Source organism: Uliginosibacterium gangwonense DSM 18521 (assembly GCF_000373965.1).
In the GTDB taxonomy this organism is placed as follows: Bacteria; Pseudomonadota; Gammaproteobacteria; order Burkholderiales; family Rhodocyclaceae; genus Uliginosibacterium; species Uliginosibacterium gangwonense.
On sequence record NZ_KB892840.1, the window covers coordinates 117,708 to 135,102 of the forward strand.

The 17,395-nt window shown below is 55.9% G+C and carries 12 protein-coding genes; 5 read left to right on the forward strand and 7 right to left on the reverse strand.

Going from position 1 to position 17,395, the window contains the following annotated elements; all coding sequences use genetic code 11:
• The first annotated feature begins 94 nt into the window (after positions 1-94).
• On the forward strand, positions 95-1,885 hold the full coding sequence (gene aspS, locus B145_RS0109575; RefSeq protein WP_018606933.1) for an aspartate--tRNA ligase: 1,791 nt from the start codon (positions 95-97) through the stop codon (positions 1,883-1,885).
• A 69-nt stretch (positions 1,886-1,954) separates the two neighbouring features.
• Here aspS and B145_RS0109580 read toward each other — a convergent pair whose 3' ends face one another.
• The 6 genes from B145_RS0109580 to sucC form a co-directional block, all read right to left on the reverse strand.
• Positions 1,955-4,297, reverse strand: a complete 2,343-nt coding sequence (locus B145_RS0109580; protein WP_018606935.1) for a GspE/PulE family protein — start codon at positions 4,295-4,297, stop codon at positions 1,955-1,957.
• A gap of 300 nt (positions 4,298-4,597) precedes the next feature.
• Entirely contained in the window at positions 4,598-5,365 is a 768-nt protein-coding gene (locus tag B145_RS0109585; RefSeq protein WP_018606938.1) for a 3',5'-cyclic-nucleotide phosphodiesterase, read from the reverse strand.
• Between the two features lie 21 nt (positions 5,366-5,386).
• Complete coding sequence (locus tag B145_RS0109590) at positions 5,387-6,166, reverse strand: FHA domain-containing protein (RefSeq protein WP_033406780.1); 780 nt, start codon at positions 6,164-6,166, stop codon at positions 5,387-5,389.
• A gap of 76 nt (positions 6,167-6,242) precedes the next feature.
• The gene (locus B145_RS0109595; RefSeq protein ID WP_018606943.1) at positions 6,243-7,199 is read right to left on the reverse strand and encodes an ornithine cyclodeaminase family protein; all 957 of its coding nucleotides are present in this window, start codon (positions 7,197-7,199) and stop codon (positions 6,243-6,245) included.
• Positions 7,200-7,293: 94 nt separating this feature from the next.
• Complete coding sequence (gene sucD, locus B145_RS0109600) at positions 7,294-8,187, reverse strand: succinate--CoA ligase subunit alpha (protein ID WP_018606944.1); 894 nt, start codon at positions 8,185-8,187, stop codon at positions 7,294-7,296.
• Positions 8,188-8,272: 85 nt separating this feature from the next.
• Positions 8,273-9,433, reverse strand: a complete 1,161-nt coding sequence (gene sucC / locus B145_RS0109605; protein ID WP_018606946.1) for an ADP-forming succinate--CoA ligase subunit beta — start codon at positions 9,431-9,433, stop codon at positions 8,273-8,275.
• Positions 9,434-10,122: 689 nt separating this feature from the next.
• Here sucC and B145_RS0109610 point away from each other — a divergent pair.
• Positions 10,123-12,372, forward strand: a complete 2,250-nt coding sequence (locus B145_RS0109610) for a type IV pilus assembly protein FimV (RefSeq protein ID WP_157288347.1) — start codon at positions 10,123-10,125, stop codon at positions 12,370-12,372.
• A 17-nt stretch (positions 12,373-12,389) separates the two neighbouring features.
• On the opposite strand, the gene B145_RS0109615 is transcribed toward B145_RS0109610, so the two are convergent.
• Positions 12,390-13,133 carry a Nif3-like dinuclear metal center hexameric protein gene (locus tag B145_RS0109615; RefSeq protein WP_018606949.1) on the reverse strand — a complete coding sequence of 248 codons (744 nt, stop codon included), beginning with the start codon at positions 13,131-13,133 and terminating at the stop codon, positions 12,390-12,392.
• A gap of 139 nt (positions 13,134-13,272) precedes the next feature.
• On the opposite strand from B145_RS0109615, the gene B145_RS0109620 reads away from it, so the two are divergent.
• The 3 genes from B145_RS0109620 to B145_RS0109630 all read left to right on the forward strand — a co-directional run.
• Positions 13,273-14,478 (forward strand): Do family serine endopeptidase, encoded by a 1,206-nt coding sequence (locus B145_RS0109620; RefSeq protein WP_018606951.1) that lies wholly within the window; start codon positions 13,273-13,275, stop codon positions 14,476-14,478.
• Between the two features lie 530 nt (positions 14,479-15,008).
• Entirely contained in the window at positions 15,009-16,562 is a 1,554-nt protein-coding gene (locus B145_RS25105; protein ID WP_018606952.1) for a cellulase family glycosylhydrolase, read from the forward strand.
• Between the two features lie 363 nt (positions 16,563-16,925).
• The coding region (locus B145_RS0109630; protein ID WP_018606954.1) for a DNA adenine methylase at positions 16,926-17,395 on the forward strand (470 nt) is incomplete at its 3' end.

Here is a 17,395-nt window from a genome sequence, read left to right on the forward strand (position 1 = left end):
TGGCTAGAATCAGACACTTTCCGCACTTTCTGATTAATAATAATCGCCCTGCCTGCACATTCCTGAGCAGAGTATAGTCATTTTGGAGATTTCAATGCGAACCTGTTACAGCGGCCTTGTTTCCGCCGCTCTACTTGACCAGACCGTCACCCTTTTCGGCTGGGCCCACCGCCGTCGTGACCATGGTGGCGTCATTTTTATCGATCTGCGTGACCGTGAAGGTCTGGTGCAGGTCGTATGCGATCCAGATCGCGCAGACACCTTCAAAATCGCTGAAGAAGTTCGCAATGAATTCTGCCTCAAGGTGGTCGGCAAGGTTCGCCGCCGCCCCGAAGGCACCACCAACGCCAACTTGGTTTCTGGTGAAGTGGAAGTGCTGGCCTATGAGCTGGAAGTGCTCAACCCCTCGGTCACCCCTCCGTTCCAGCTCGACGACGAAAACCTCTCGGAAACGGTGCGCCTGACTCACCGCGTGCTGGATCTGCGCCGCCCGGCCATGCAACGCAACATGTTGCTGCGTTACAAGACAGCCCGCGCCTGCCGCCGCTTCCTGGACGACGCGGGTTTCATCGACATCGAAACCCCGATGCTCACCAAGAGCACGCCGGAAGGCGCCCGCGATTATCTGGTACCCAGCCGCGTTCATGACGGCCAGTTCTTCGCCCTGCCCCAATCGCCGCAATTGTTCAAGCAATTGCTGATGGTGGCCGGTTACGACCGCTACTACCAGATCACCAAATGCTTCCGCGACGAAGATTTGCGTGCCGATCGTCAACCGGAATTCACCCAGGTCGATATCGAAACCTCGTTCCTGACCGAAACCGAGATCACCGCGATCATGGAAAACCTGATCCGTTACGTGTTCAAGGATGCCATCGATGTCGATCTGCCAGCCCCCTTCCCGCGCATCACCTACGCGGAAGCCATGGCCCGCTACGGCTCGGACAAGCCTGATCTTCGCGTCACCCTGGAACTGGTGGACATCGCTGACGTGGTCAAGGATGTTCCCTTCAAGGTGTTCTCCGGCCCGGCCAACGACCCGAACTGCCGTGTGACGGCCCTTCGCGTCCCCGGTGGTGCTGCAATGTCTCGTGGCGAAATCGATGGCTATACCGAATTCGTCAAGATTTACGGCGCCAAGGGCTTGGCCTACATCAAGGTCAATGATGCCAGCAAACTCAACGAAGAAGGCCTGCAATCGCCCATCGTCAAGAACCTCACCGAAGCCTCCCTGAAGGCCATTGTTGAGCGTACCGGCGCACAGACTGGCGATGTGATCTTCTTTGGTTCTGACAAGGCCAAGGTTGTCACCGATGCCCTCGGTGCATTGCGGAGCAAGATCGGCCACGAAAAGGGCCACCTGGATGGCCGCAAGTGGGCACCGGCCTGGATTGTCGACTTCCCGATGTTCGATTACAGCGAGGAAGACAAGCGTTGGGTAGCCTGCCACCACCCCTTCACCAGCCCGAAGGACGAACACATCGAGTTCCTCACCACCGATCCGGGCAAGTGCTTGGCCAAAGCCTATGACTTGGCGTTGAACGGTTGGGAACTGGGTGGCGGTTCTGTGCGTATCCACCGTGCCGATGTGCAGGAAAAGGTTTTTGCAGCCCTGGGCATCAACGACGAAGAAGCCCAGCTCAAGTTCGGCTTCCTGCTTGACGCGCTGAAGTACGGTGCTCCTCCCCACGGGGGTCTGGCCTTCGGTCTGGACCGCATCGTCACCATGATGACCGGCGCCGAATCCATCCGTGACGTGATCGCTTTCCCCAAGACCCAGCGTGCCCAGTGCCTGCTCACCCAAGCCCCGAGCCCGGTCGACGAAAAGCAATTGCGCGAATTGCATATCCGCCTGCGCAACCAAAGTAAAGCCGAAGCCAACTAAAGACGGTTTTTCGTCAATGCAAAAAGAGCCTCCAATGGAGGCTCTTTTTATATCCATGACATCTAATTATCAGCGGATACAGACCTTTCTCACTTGTACCATATCGGTATAACCCGCCAACACTTTCTCAATCCCGTCCTGGCGCAAAGTACGCATCCCATCATCCAGCGCGGCTAACAACAAATCGGACACAAGCGCCCGAGTCTGTATCATGCGCCGGATGTTGTCATTTCCCAGCATCAGTTCATGCAAACCGACCCGGCCACGGTAGCCTGTGCCACTGCACTCTTCACACCCCTCGGGGCAATATGCCGTCAAATTTCCCTGTGCATCACCAAAGCGAATTTTCCAATCAGCCAGCACGGCGGCACGTGCAGCCACGGGGTCATCGGTAAACCTACGCGTTTTCCGCAAGTCCTCTAAATACTCATCCAACATTGTCTGAACTTCATCATTCTGCAGCACATGAAGTGATCGGCAATTTGAGCACAGGCGCTTGGCAAGGCGTTGTGCCAGCACCCCCAACAGAGCGTCGGCAAAATTGAACGGGTCCATCCCCATATCCAGCAGGCGTACAATCGATTCCGGCGCACTATTTGTATGCAAAGTAGACAACACAAGATGGCCGGTCAGGGATGCCTCCAGCCCAATGGAAACGGTTTCTGTATCACGCATCTCCCCCACCATGATGACATCAGGATCGGCGCGCAAAAAGGCTCTCATCACCGTCGGAAAATCAAGGCCAGCCTTGCGATTGATCTGCACCTGGCGCAGTCCGCGCTGGGTGATTTCTACCGGGTCTTCCGCTGTCCAGATCTTGGTCTCAGAGGTATTGATGTATTTGAGGATGGAATGCAGCGTCGTTGTTTTACCTGATCCGGTTGGGCCGCATACAAAAAAGATGCCATAGGGCTTGGTGATGGTGGCCTTCAAACGCTCCAGATTGCTCTCGGATAGCGCCAGGCGATCAACCGGAATCGGCTCGCCTTGCGAGAGCAGGCGCATCACGATGTCCTCCAGCCCACCCGTAGTCGGGATGGTGGCTACCCGCAACTCGATATCCAGCGGCGCAAACTTGCGGAATTTGATCTTCCCATCCTGAGGCTTGCGTCGCTCAGAAATATCCAGATCACACATGATCTTGATCCGCGCAAGCATTGATGCCCGATATGCCGCGGGCACTTCAATATACGGCACCAGGGAGCCATCCTTACGGAACCGTACCAGGGTTTTTTCCTTACCGGGTCGAGGTTCGATATGAATATCCGATGCTCCTTGGCGGTGCGCATCAATGATGATCCGATTCACCAACTTGACCAATTCGTTTTCCGAGGCGGCATGCAGCTCATCTGTCCCACTTGTGGGGAGTTCATCCTCATCATCAAGCCCCGAAAGCAGGTCTCCCACGCTCGCTTCATCGACCCCGGCGTCAAAGAACTGGGAGATTGCCTGTTCAAACTCCTGTTCCGTACTCACCCGATACAACAAAGGTGTGCCAGGAAATACATTGGAAGCCACCCGGGAGCCTATGACACGCTCGGGATCTATGGCCAAAATCACGATGCCATGCTGATTCTCTTCCAAAGGCAGCCACCCACTGAGTGCAGCATATTCTCGTTTGATATTGCGGAGCAATTCAATGGGTTTGATTCGGTCTGCCCTGTATGGCTCATAAGGTATGCCATAAAACTGGGACATTGATTCGCCAATTTCCCGAAGCGCCAAACCGTGGGTGTCGATCAACACCCGCTCCTGCGAGCGGGAGCCGCGTCGGGCTTCCTCTGCACTCGCATTCAAATCTTCTTCACTGATGCGTGTTTGCCGCACCAGATAGTGATAGGGCGACTGCAATGGCTGCCGGGCACGCACATACACAGCAAACGGCGGGGAGAAGCTCTGCGCCAAAGCCTGGATGCCTTCTTCTTCAATTTCAGAAAATGGCTCATCATCCAGAGAGTTGATCAGTTGGATCACCCCCATTACCTCGTCACTACCGGGTGCTACAATCGGCGCCACCAGCATCTGCTTTGAGCGGAAACCATTTCGCTCATCCATATCCTTGCGAAAATGGATGCTGGGTGAAAAACCATGCAATTCCTCATCGTTGTATACATTGCGTATATTTAGCAACTGATGTTTTAGTGCGCAAAATCCGGCAATACTTTTCTCGGAAATCGGCAAACGGATTGGCATACCAGAGGAAACATCAGCCGGGGCCTTAGCGGTGATCGTGGTGCCAGTTTCATCAATCACATAGATAGACAGGCGCGCAGCACCAAACAGATCACAGATTTCTTCAGAAACGTCGGTGATCAGTTGATCGATATTTTCAGTAGCGGTAATCCGTGCGATCAGTCCTTGAAGACTTTTGAAAAACGCCAGACGACGTGCCAGATTACGATGACTTGCCACAATTGCCCCCTCAAACCCTGCCCTGCTATCCGCAGCAAACCCAAAGGGCTAAAAATTTCTCTTCAAAAAAGCTGCTTGCACTGCCCCTTGCAGCACAGATGATCACAATTGGATACATGGCATGTGCCATTCAAACACACACAGATCTTGTCCCAAATATGCTAACGCAAATACCTGTCAAGATAAGGCCCCTCTGCCCGCCAAGGCTGATTCAGGCAGGGAAGAACTAGAGGAAGGATAAAACGATAAGGGATACCCAGGCCGTGTCCGCACCTAAAAATTATGCAAACCATAGGGACACTAAACTTCGAAGACCTCGCCCGCAAGCAGCATCTGGATGGGCAAAACAGACTCTAGCATGCTGATTTCCCGGCTTGCCTGTACTTCACACAAAGGTTTCAGGTGGGTGATGAACACTTCAGGAGAAGTCTTCAAGCGGGACAGGAATTCCCCTAGCTTGCTGGGGCACAGATGGCGGGATATTTCTGCCTTGGCGTGCATGGCCTCGGGGAAAGCCGTTTCAATGAGCAGGTAACGCAAAGCGGGCATTGCGTTCAACGCATCCAGCAGCTCTTCACACAGGGTGGTATCACCAGAGAAAGCTAGGCTGGAGCCATTCTGCGCCATGCAATACCCAACCGCTGGCACAGAATGGGCCGCAGGCAAAACCTGGATTTGGCGCCCCCCGAAAGAGAAAAGCTCGCCAACCCTTAATGGCTGCAGCTTGAGCACAGGGTTGAGCGCTTCGGGCAAAACGGTGAAATCCGGCCACAATACCCAGTTGAAGACGTGTGCATGCAAAGCAGCCAAGGTCTCTGGCAAAGCATAAACGCTCACAGGCCTGCTTCTTCGCTCTGCCACACTATCGATCAGCATAGGCAGCAATGCCACATGATCAAAATGAGCGTGAGTCAGAAAAATATGGTCGATGGCGAGCATCTCTTCGATAGAAAGCGCCCCGACACCTGTGCCACAATCGATCAGGATATCATCGTCGACAGCTAAGGCCGTTGTGTGGCGGTCAGGTCCGCCAACGCCACCACTGCATCCAAGTACCCTGATCTTCATCGGACACTGGCCTGTGCCTGTTCAGCCCTGGGTTGCAGGGCGAAGATAGAAGCACATTTTCACGCCTGCAATTTCAAACACATCGCGGTCAGCCAGCAAATGGGCTTGAGCATCCAGTTGCTTGCCATTCAGGATCGGGAAGGCATCGCCTTCCACGTGGGTGATGAAGTAACCATGTGGACGCCGGGTAATCACCGCTACCTGCGTGCCGGGTTTGCCCAGTGTGGTCAGGGATTTGGACAGTTGCAGCTCACGGCCCGCATTGCGCCCACTGATGATCTGGATGACTCCCAATGGCTCATTGACACCTGGAGGCTGCGTCTCAACGCCCCCGGAACTACTGGGGGGCGCCCATGCGCTGGAGACCGTCGGGCCGTTGTCAACCATCGACGATTCGCCACTAAAGCCCAGCATGGTTTCTGTATGGGCACGCGAACTCGCCCCGAGCTTGGCCGCTTCGGGAGAGGTCACAAATGCCTTCTCGAAAGTGCTCTTGGCACTGAAATCAGGTGCCGTGTCACGCAGGAATTTCAGGCGATACTTGCCTAACTCGACGATATCCCCATCCTTGAGGGCGAGTTTTTTCACCGGCTGCCCATTGACATAGGTGCCGTTGGTACTGTTCAGGTCTTCCAGGAATGCGTCATTCAAAATGGAAACGATGGTCGCATGCTCGCCACTGATGGCAAGGTTGTCGATCTGAATATCGTTGTGGGGTTTGCGCCCAATGCTAGTCCGCTCCTTGGTCAGCGGAATCTCCTTGAGAACCAAACCATCCATGCTCAATACTAGCTTCGCCATCTCATCCTCTTAGGCATATCCCAGGGTCCAGCCCTATCATCGAGTCGCCCGGTCGCACGCTTTATTTGTATATTCGTCAGTATGGCATTGTCTGGCCGATTCCGGCCGCTTTTGCCCGCTCAACCAGTTCAACAGCCAAAGCCAGATCCTGAATCGCCAACCCCTGTGACTCAAACAGCGTCCGCTGCCCAGCCTCAATCCGCCCTGGCTGACGCCCACACAGCACGTCCCCCAACTCGCGCAATTGCCGCTGATGCAACTGCCCCTTCTCCAGCGCAGGCAACAAGTCACCAGATTCCGCCAACGCGGTGGGAACACTGTCAACGCATATCACGTCAGCCTGAGTGACCGTTTTTTCGTCAATCTCACGCCGGATCAACGAATTTGAACCAACGGCCCCCACATGGGAGCCTTTAGGCAACAAACCGCCATCAAAGAGCGGTTTCGGCGAGCTGGTTGCGGTAATCACGATATCGGCAATACCCAGCACTTGCTCGATTTTATCCGTCGGCAGCACATTCTTGCCTAATTCTGCCGACATTTTTTCGCAGAAAGCGCGTAATTTTACCGTGTCTCGTGCAAATACATAAAAAGAATCCAGCTGTGGCATTGCAAGTGCATGGGCACGGAGTTGCCCCTGTGCCTGCCAGCCCGTGCCGAACAGCAGCAGGCGGCTTGCATCAGCACGCGCCAGAACGCTTGAGGCCAAAGCCGAAACGGCCCCGGTGCGGAGCATGCCGAGCAAGTCGGCCTCCAGCACTGCAATCGGGGCGCCGGTGTTGCAATCAAACAAATGCACCCAAAACCTGGCGCCCTCTCTAGACGACGTGTAGGCCTTGTAACCTATCACTCCCCGCTCAGGCCAAGCTGCCTGCATACTGTGAAGTGTGGCACCGGGTGTACGAACCCGCAGCCTGGGCTGATCAATGGCATGGCCCTGCGACAATGCCACATGAGCGGCGCGCACTGCCGCCAGTGCCACATCCACGTGGGCCAGCCGGGCCACGTCGGCTTCACTCAGAAACAAGCTCATATTCGACCCCTGATCTGACTCTTGCGAGTTGTACACCAAAAAACAAGGGGCCGCAAAGCGGCCTCCTGTCTCATGCTGGCACTACAAATACCTATCAGAGAATGCTCTTGAGCAAACGCCCCATCTCGGAAGGATTGCGGGTCACCTTGAAACCACACTCTTCCATGACTGCCAGCTTGGCTTCCGCCGTATCAGCACCACCAGAAATCAGCGCACCTGCGTGACCCATGCGCTTGCCCGCCGGTGCCGTCACCCCCGCGATAAAGCCAACAACCGGCTTCTTCATGTTGGCCTTGCACCACAGGGCGGCTTCAGCTTCGTCCGGCCCACCGATTTCGCCAATCATGATCACCGCATCGGTATCCGGATCATCATTGAAAGCCTGCATCACATCAATGTGCTTCAGGCCATTGATCGGGTCACCACCAATCCCGACGGCAGACGATTGGCCCAGACCGATTTCGGTCAGCTGTGCCACGGCTTCATAGGTCAGCGTGCCGGAGCGGGACACCACGCCGATGCGGCCTTTGCGGTGGATGTGACCGGGCATGATGCCGATCTTGATTTCTTCCGGCGTGATCAGGCCGGGGCAATTCGGCCCCAGGAGCAGCGTCTTCTTGCCCCCGGCGGCTTCCTTGGCCTTCATCTTGTTGCGCACTTCCAGCATGTCACGGACCGGAATACCTTCGGTGACGCAGATCACCAGATCCAGATCCGCCTCAACCGCCTCCCAGATTGCGCCGGCGGCGCCTGCGGGCGGCACGTAGATCACAGACACGGTAGCACCGGTCTGCGCGCTGGCTTCCTTGACGGTGCCGAAGATGGGAATATCCAGGAAGGTTTCGCCTGCCTTCTTGGGATTGACCCCGGCGACAAAACAGTTTTTCCCGTTGGCGTACTCCACACACTTTTCGGTATGAAACTGGCCGGTCTTGCCAGTAATACCCTGGGTGATGACCTTGGTGTCTTTGTTGATGAGAATCGACATTTCACATTCCTTTGTGTGAAACGCAAAACATGAACCGTGAAGGAGGCAGCACGCCCACTATCTCCACGTTCCACATTTCACAGCATTACTGGACGGCGGCAACAATCTTCTGGGCGGCTTCGGCCATGGTGTCGGCAGAAATGATCGGCAGACCTGATTCGACAAGGATCTTCTTGCCCAGATCTTCGTTCGTTCCCTTCATGCGCACCACCAGAGGCACCTTCAGTTGCACCTCACGGGCGGCGGTAACCACGCCATTGGCAATGGTGTCGCAGCGCATGATGCCCCCGAAAATATTGACCAGGATGCCCTTGACCGCAGAGTTCTTGAGCATGATCTTGAACGCTTCGGTCACTTTCTCAGTCGTTGCGCCACCGCCCACATCCAGGAAGTTGGCCGGTTCAGCGCCGAAGAGCTTGATCGTGTCCATGGTCGCCATCGCCAGCCCGGCACCATTGACCAGGCAGCCGATATTGCCGTCGAGCGAAATGTAGGCCAGATCAAATTTGGAGGCTTCGATTTCGGCGGGGTCTTCTTCGTCCAGATCGCGGTAAGCCACGATCTCGGGATGGCGATACAACGCGTTGGCGTCGAAGTTGAACTTCGCATCCAGCGCCTTGATGTTGCCGTTACCTTCCAGAATCAGCGGATTGATTTCCGCCAGGGAGGCATCGGTTTCCATATAGCAGGTGTAGAGCCGCTTGAAGGTATCGACCGCCTTGGCAATCGAAGCGTCCGGCACGCCAATCCCCTTGGCCAGTTCGGTAGCCTGTGCATCGGTCAGCCCGGCAGCGGGGTCGACGAACACCTTGACGATCTTCTCCGGCGTATTGTGGGCCACCTCTTCGATGTCCATGCCACCTTCGCTGGAAGCCATCATGGCAACCTTCTGGCTGGCACGGTCGGTCAAAGCCGCCACATAGTATTCTTTCCTGATGTCCGCGCCTTCTTCGATCAGCAGGCGGCGTACCTTCTGCCCCAAAGGCCCGGTCTGATGGGTCACCAGTTGCATGCCCAGGATCTCAGAGGCCAACTTGCGCACCTCATCGGCAGAGCGCGCCAACTTCACGCCCCCGCCCTTGCCACGCCCACCGGCATGGATCTGTGCCTTCACGACCCAGATTGAACCGCCCAGTTCGGCAGCGGCTTTGACAGCTTCGTCAACGCTGAAACACGGAATGCCACGCGGGGTGACGACGCCGTACTTGCGCAGGATTTCTTTTGCTTGATATTCATGGATCTTCATTGTTTGCCCTTTGATCGAACCGTCTGCTCTCCAAGAGTCTTCGCTTCGAGTCACCAGTCTGATGGAAATTGATGCCACAGAACCCCGGGCCATGCTCCCAAAAAATGATTCCCGGCCCGCCAGAAGGAGCAATTATTCCCCTCTGCCCACGCAAAACGCCTCCCTAACACACCCAACAGGAAGCGTTTGCCAATCTCTGACCGATCACCCCCAGGGAGCATGCTTCTCTGCAGGGTAAGGAATTCTAGCCCAAGCAGGCCGCCTGTGTCCGCCTAATCGCAGCAAATCGTCCGCCCTTGCCCCCAGCTGCATCGGCCTGCCCGGTAACAACAACCGGCAAACTTTTTCGTCGGGGGGTGAAAAAACGCCTCTCCCGCAATGACCCGACACCCGCCCAAATAGCCGCTTGATTTCAACGGAGCACTTATTCACACTGGCCCGTGACACCCCTCAAATTAGGCATTCAACATATTTCATCATAAAACCCGACCAGATCAACGCTTACGCCAAGTGATTTTCAGTGTTTCTGTTTGGCATAAAATACCAAAAAACATTAAAAACAAAAAAGTTTTCTGTTTTTTGTGTTTTTGTTAATTTTCACGGTTTTGCCTGCGTTGTTCAGAGATAGCCTGAACTTCTTGATTAGACTCGGTGACGCTTCCCGTTTGTACAAGCTGGTCTATACGATAATGAAAATTGCGGATTCCCCTCTTTCCTGCCGCAAGCAGCCTCCCTTTAAGGCGCACTTGCTGCGTCAGATGATTGCAGGATGTGCCACCACAGGAATCGTCGCAGTTGCCCCCACGGCCCAGGCTGTAGGGCTGGGAGAAGCTGTTTCTCACAGCAGTATTGGCAGTGTCTTCAGCGCAGAAATCCCGCTGTTCCTCAGGGCAGGCGAGCAGGTCGAAGAAGGCTGCATCCAATTTGCCCCGCGTCCGCAAGACGACATGATTGACCTGCCCTGGATATCTTCCGGCCGAATTGCCCTCCGCCAAACGAGCAAAGGCGCTGTGGTGGTCGTCACCGCACGGCCTGTGCAACACCCTGCAGTCATGTTTGGCATCATCGTAAGTTGTGACACCAGCCTGCGCCGCGATTACACCGTGCTGCTTGATCCACCCAATACGGCAGGAACGCCGCTCCTCACGGAAGCAACGGAAACCCGCTCTCTTGACCCCAGGGGCGAAACGGCCCGAGCCAGACAGCCTGAACACACTCAAACGCCCCCGCAATATTGGATCAGCAACCCTGGGGATACACTGAACTCCATCGCACGCCGACTATATCCTCACAAAACAGCCATACAGCGTCGCTACGTAGCGCTTCAACTCGGTTCGGGCAAGTTGCCTGCGTCCAGCACCGCCTATGGTGAGCTGGACGCAGGCACCCAATTGGAGATCCTTCCGGCAAGCGCACTGCGTCCAAGCGCGCCTCCTGCGACAGCCCAGGCAACGCCTCTGCCTGCCCCAGCAGCCTCACTCGGTAGCCCACACCCCAAGCCCGCCTCACCGCGCAATCGGGTCGTCATCAGTGCCGGGTCGGAAAGCTCACTCCAGCTGGCAAAAGCCATGGAACAGCGCCCGGAGATGTCCGAAACGGATCGCTCCAGGCTCAAGAAAGAATTGCAGCTCATTGCGGCCCTCGACGACAAGAATGCCGAACACATTGAGTTGCTGGAGCGCATCAAACAACTTGAAGCGCTCCAAACCCGCCTCGAAGCAGACGCCGTCAAACTTCAAGCACAAATTGCGCAGGCACAGAGCGCCGCAGCAGGCATGACAGCAACAGCCCCCGGGCAACAAACCCCGATTGGCTTCACCCAACACACGCCTGAACACCTCTCAGCCTCGCCCCCCCTTGCAACAGAAGAGGCACCCACCACAAAGACCCGAGTCTGGTATCAAAAACCTTATGCCCTGGTCGGCTTGCTCGGAGTGCTGGCAGGCATCGTTGCATTCGGCATGCTGTGGATACAACGGTGCAAGCGCGATAGCGAGGAAGACTTCAAGGAAGAGTTTCTCTCCACCTTGGCGGAACCACAAGTGGAGCTTCCTGCCCCGGTGCCGGTCGAGGGCGACCCACTGATGGAGCCACTCAGCGAAGCCGATATCTGGCCCGATGCGGTGGATGCCTCGGCAGCGGTCAATACCCGAAGCATGGACGGAACCATCGCGCACCTGAGTACCAACGCCCCCTCCACGCTCATGCAGGCCGATGGCGAAGATGAACACAATTCCGCCATTGAACTCGCGGAAATCATGATGTCCTTCGGCCGCGTTCAGGGTGCGGCACAAACTCTGGCTGACTTCATTCGGGCAAACCCCAAGCAGGCTGTCAAACCCTGGATGAAACTGCTCGAAGTGTATCGTATCGCCAACATGCAGATGGAATTCGAGGCGCTGACTGCGCAACTGAACAAAACCTTCAACGTTCAACCCGTGTCTTGGGACAAATTTGACATCACCCGGAATGCCCAGGACTCCCTGGAAGGCCATGAGCATATCCGCCTGCAATTGTGCACGCTTTGGGGAACGCAAGCATGTCAAGCCTATCTGCACCACCTTTTGCGGGATAACCGCCAAGGCACCCGCCAAGGCTTCCCCTTGGCCATCATTGACGAGATCCTGCTCCTGCTCGGCATACTGGAGCAGCGCCTGGGGCCATATCGCCCCAATATGGCCGAGACAACAGCGCCGCCCAGCCAAAAACAAATTCCAGCCACGGTGCTTCTACCGCCGGAAACCAAGCCTGCCGTCCAACAGGCTCAGCCCCTGGCTGCGGCAATCGGTTCTGCCATCCAGCCGCCGCCACCGCAAGAGCTGGCAGGCAATCTGGATTTCGATCTCATCGACATGGAACTATTATCCAAAACGCTCCATATCAATCTTGACGATTTGAGCCAACTACCGACTACAAGCCAGTCCGCCCAGCATTTCTAGCCCGATCAGACACGAGACTACACCGGATTATCCAGGTCCAAAAACGCTGCCTCCAGCCCCTTCTCGGCCAAAAATCCTGCCAAGGCTTGGATGCCATAGCGCTCCGTAGCATGGTGGCCTGCCGCAATAAAGGGAACGCCACTCTCCCGGGCCAGATGCACAGTCTTCTCTGAAACCTCGCCGGAGAGAAACAGGTCTGCCCCTGCATCAATGGCCTGTTCGAAAAAGCCCTGCCCGCCCCCGGTACACCATGCAACAGTTGAGACCTTGCGCGAGGCGTCACCCACCAGCAGGGGCTCGCGTGCCAAACGCGCTGCGACAGAGCGGGCCACTTCGCCAGCACCAATGGGGTGTTCAACGCGCCCCAACATCAACAAAGGCTCCTGCCGAGCAGGCCCCGTCGGCTGCCAGCCCAGCACCTTGGCCAATTGCACATTGTTGCCATAGACCGGATGGGCATCCAGGGGCAAATGGTAGGCAAACAGGTTGATATCATGCGCCAAGAGCTTGGCAAGCCGTGCCTTGCGCGTACCGGTAACGCACGGGTCATCGCCCCGCCAAAACCAGCCGTGATGGACCACGATGGCGTCAGCCTCACATTTGATCGCCTCCTCAATCAACGCAAGGCTGGCGGTAACGCCACACAAAATACGCTGAATCGGGTCGCGGCCTTCCACCTGCAAACCGTTTGGGCAATAATCCTTGAAACTGGCACAAACCAGCAATTCGTCCAGGCAGGACTGCAAGTCGATTCTTTTCATTTGAATTCTTTCTTGAAACCTGTTTACGATCTGTAGCAAGCGAACACCGGCAAGCGCACAGAACAGCATACGCGCCCCGCTCACACCCTTGCAGCAAGATCCTAGCCCGGTTCTCTAAAGCGAGATAGCGGTTTTCATTATGCAACGTCTTTGGTTGATTTTCGCGCAAGCCGTCACAATTGCACTGGCAGTGGTATTTGTGCTCACCACGCTCAAGCCGGGCTGGATGCCCATGCCCGCGCAATTGGTATCAGCGCCAACAGCCCCTCAAACACCCCTGGCCCCTAAAGGACAGGCGCCAGCAAGCAGCAGCGCCCCCACCACTGCGTTTGCCGAAGGGGGCGAAGCGCCAGGCAGCTATCGCGCTGCCGCCCAACGCGCCTTGCCCTCCGTGGTGCATATCTTCACCTCGCAGGAAATCGCCGTACCGCGCAACCCACTGGCCAACGATCCTTTCTTTCGTCATTTCTTTGGGGATCAGGCAGAGCAACCCGTGCAGAAACGCTCGGGCCTAGGCTCGGGGGTCATCGTCTCACCCGAAGGCTATATCCTGACCAACAACCATGTCATAGAATCCGCCGACCAGATTGAAATCGCCCTGGACGACGGAGCAAAATACCCCGCGCACATCGTCGGACGAGACCCCGAAACCGACTTGGCGGTACTCAAGATTACCGCACGCAAGCCCCTGCCCTCTATCCACTTTGTACCGGCTGACAACATCGCTGTGGGGGACGTTGTGCTGGCCATCGGCAACCCCTTTGGCGTAGGCCAGACAGTCACAATGGGTATCGTCAGCGCCACCGGGCGCTCCCAGCTCGGCATCAATACGTTTGAAAACTTCATCCAGACCGATGCCGCCATCAACCCCGGCAACTCGGGCGGCGCCCTGGTGGACACCCGGGGCAATCTGGTCGGGATCAACACCGCCATCTATTCGCGCAGCGGCGGATCACAGGGCATCGGCTTTGCCATCCCAGCAGCATCTGCCCACCAGGTCATGGAAGAGATCATCAAAACCGGCAGCGTGGTACGCGGCTGGATCGGCATCCAGGTGCAAGAGATCACCCCTGATCTCGCCTCCGCCTTCAACCTCCCCCTGCAAGGCGTTCTGATTGCGGGAATCTCTCGGGGCAGCCCGGCTGATAAGGGCGGCCTACTACCAGGGGACGCCTTGCTAACGATTGACGGCCAACCCGTCAGCAGCGCTCAGAATGTCCTTGAACAAGTCGCTAAGCAACCCCCGGGGCGGCTGGTCAAACTCAATCTGGTCCGTCGTGGCAAACAGGTAGAAGCTACCGTGCAAGTCGCGCGACGCCCACCACCAGCGGCTTCCAGCGAATAAGAGTTCAGCACAGCACTACTATAAGCTCATGGAACGTCGGAACCTTTTCTGGCGTTCCATGTAGCAAGAAGACCGCTACCATCGTTAAGCAGGCTGACGCACATCGGCGCGTGCTACCCGTCACTCTACTTACCGCTGCTGGCGCCCCTGCCGCCACATTTCCTTGGCATCCAACCGCACACCCCTAGCCTGATCCATCCACAATCAGGTTTCATTCTCCTCCCCCTGGAATACCACGGTGGCACAGTAGACTGGTCGCGCACAGCCCCCCATTCAGTGTAGCCATCGTGACAGCCATACCCCCCACCTTGGCTGCAGCGCAGCAATCCACCCAAGCCCCCAAACAACTCACAATAAATATGCAATCAATATATTCATAAAAATCAGCACTTTCCCATGGCATAAAAAAAATCTAATTTGATTTCTTAGAACGTTTTCCTATACTGATCCAGCATGATGGGAGTGCGCACCCATTCCATTGGACTTGCGCACATATCATATATAAATGCCACCAAAACCAGGAGGGGTTCATGTTCAAGTCATTCAAGGCAACCGCCAGTGTCATTGCCGCGTCGCTCGCTATCGCCTTTGCACCCGGACAAGCCAGCGCCTACTCAGTAGGCACCGACGGACACTTGTACAACGGCGCAGGCAAGGAAATCCGGCTCAACGGCATCAACTGGTTTGGGTTCGAAACCCCCGAGCATGTGCTACATGGCTTGTGGGCCAGTACGCTGCAAGGCAATATCGACTTGATGAAGCAGCAAGGCTTCAATGCTGTGCGCCTACCCTTCTGTCCTGCCACTTTGCAAGGATCAGCAACCCAATCGATTGACTACAGTAAAAACTCAGACCTGCAAGGCCTGACCTCCCTGCAGATCCTTGACAAAGTCGTACAAAAATTCTCCGACCAGGGCTTCTATATCCTGCTCGATCACCACCGCCCCGACTGCCAGGCCATCTCCGAACTGTGGTACACCGGCAGCTACACAGAGGCTCAGTGGATTACCGATTTGAAATTTGTAGCCACCCGCTACAAAGGCGTAGCAGGATTCATGGGGGTCGACCTGAAAAATGAGCCGCATGGTCAATCCACCTGGGGTGTAGGCAATTCCCAAACCGACTGGAATAGCGCCGCCGAACGCGCCGCCGCAGCCGTACTCACTGCCAATCCAGATCTTTTGATCTTCGTGGAAGGGATCGCCTCAGCCTCCAAATGCTCGGATACCCGCGCAACATGGTGGGGAGGCAATTTGTCCCCCATGAAATGCGCTGCCTTGAACATTCCTGCCAACCGCCTTGTACTCTCACCTCACATATATGGCCCGGACGTTTATGCGCAGGATTACTTCAACGCCAGCACCTTCCCGAACAACATGCCCGATGTCTGGACGGCACAATGGGCCTTCGCCAAAGATCAAGGCTATGCCATTGTCCCCGGAGAGTTTGGTGGCAAATACGCTGCGGGTTCTGCGGACAAAACATGGCAAGATGCCTTCGTTACCTATCTGATCCAGAAGAACATCACCAATTTCTTCTATTGGGACTGGAATCCGAACAGCGGAGATACCGGTGGCATTTTGATGGATGACTGGAAAACCATCCGCACAGACAAAGTCGCGCTGCTCAAGCGCCTGATGGATGTCAACACCGCAGCCCTGGGAGGCAGCTCTTCCGGCGGCTCGACGGGCGGATCAACAGGTGGATCAACAGGTGGATCGACCGGCGGCTCAACTGGTGGCGGGACTGGAAGCACAACAGATGCCTGCGCAATCACCTATGACGCATCATCAGACTGGGGCAGCGGCGAAGTCATCCAGGTCGCGCTCAGCAACACGGGCACGACGCCAATTACCAACTGGTCGCTGAGTTGGACTGTTGCCAACGACATTACTATCGGTAATAGCTGGAACAGCGTGATCAGTAAAACTGGGCGCCAGCTTACCGCCACACCAAACGGAAATGCGACAATCTCCGCCAATGGGAACGTCAGCTTTGGCTTGCAAATCGCATACAGCGGCGCCAAACCAGTGCCCAGCGCAATCCAACTTGCCGACAAGACCTGCACGGTAACAGTGAAATAAGCCTCTCATGCTCTTTGGCATGATGGCATAACGAGTCAAGCTGCTCAAACGAAAGGCAAAACCCTCGGATTTTTCGAGAGTTTTGCCTTTTTTTCACCACAAAACGCGCAAGGACTACCGTCAAACAAACGCCCAAAACACAGACTCAGCCACGTTCATATAATTAATGCAATATGAATGAACGGACTCCCACGTATCTCTGCAAAGAATGCGTGATGGTCAACCATCCCCCTACATTCGGACTGCGTTTGAAGGCTCCTGGATAGATGGACTAAACACTAAATACGCCACGGCCAATGCACACAGTACCCAAAACCAATTTCAAAGCAGAGCGCCCCGGAGCACCTCAACCAGGAGCGACAGATGGACGCCAATCCGATCATTCCCTGGCTAGGCGGCAAACGACGCTTGGCTGATAGATTGTTGCCGCTATTCCCGCCGCATGAATGCTATGTGGAATTGTTCTGTGGAGGTGCTGCACTGTACTTCCTGCGCCCGGTGCCCGCAGGCACCGAGGTACTCAATGATGTGAATGGCGAACTGGTGAATCTGTACCGCGTGGTGCAGCATCACATGGAAGAGTTCGTGCGCCAGTTCAAGTGGGCGATCACCAGTCGGCAAGTATTTAAGTGGATGCAAAATCAGTCCACCGAATCCTTGACGGACATCCAGCGGGCCGCCCGCTTTTACTATTTGCAGCAGCATGCCTTCGGCGGCAAAGTGCAGGGGCAATCCTTCGGCACCGCCACCACCGGGCCAGCGATCAACCTATGCCGCATAGAAGAAAACCTGAGTGCGGCCCATCTGCGCCTTGCAGGGACGTATGTTGAACA

What these genes read in the sequence shown, in the direction of transcription:
- aspS (WP_018606933.1), top strand. Translation starts at nt 95, where the DNA reads ATGCGAACCTGTTACAGCGGCCTTGTTTCCGCCGCTCTACTTGACCAG.
- B145_RS0109585 (WP_018606938.1), bottom strand. Translation starts at nt 5,365, where the DNA reads ATGAAGATCAGGGTACTTGGATGCAGTGGTGGCGTTGGCGGACCTGAC.
- B145_RS0109590 (WP_033406780.1), bottom strand. Translation starts at nt 6,166, where the DNA reads ATGGCGAAGCTAGTATTGAGCATGGATGGTTTGGTTCTCAAGGAGATT.
- B145_RS0109595 (WP_018606943.1), bottom strand. Translation starts at nt 7,199, where the DNA reads ATGAGCTTGTTTCTGAGTGAAGCCGACGTGGCCCGGCTGGCCCACGTG.
- sucD (WP_018606944.1), bottom strand. Translation starts at nt 8,187, where the DNA reads ATGTCGATTCTCATCAACAAAGACACCAAGGTCATCACCCAGGGTATT.
- sucC (WP_018606946.1), bottom strand. Translation starts at nt 9,433, where the DNA reads ATGAAGATCCATGAATATCAAGCAAAAGAAATCCTGCGCAAGTACGGC.
- B145_RS0109610 (WP_157288347.1), top strand. Translation starts at nt 10,123, where the DNA reads ATGAAAATTGCGGATTCCCCTCTTTCCTGCCGCAAGCAGCCTCCCTTT.
- B145_RS0109615 (WP_018606949.1), bottom strand. Translation starts at nt 13,133, where the DNA reads ATGAAAAGAATCGACTTGCAGTCCTGCCTGGACGAATTGCTGGTTTGT.
- B145_RS0109620 (WP_018606951.1), top strand. Translation starts at nt 13,273, where the DNA reads ATGCAACGTCTTTGGTTGATTTTCGCGCAAGCCGTCACAATTGCACTG.
- B145_RS25105 (WP_018606952.1), top strand. Translation starts at nt 15,009, where the DNA reads ATGTTCAAGTCATTCAAGGCAACCGCCAGTGTCATTGCCGCGTCGCTC.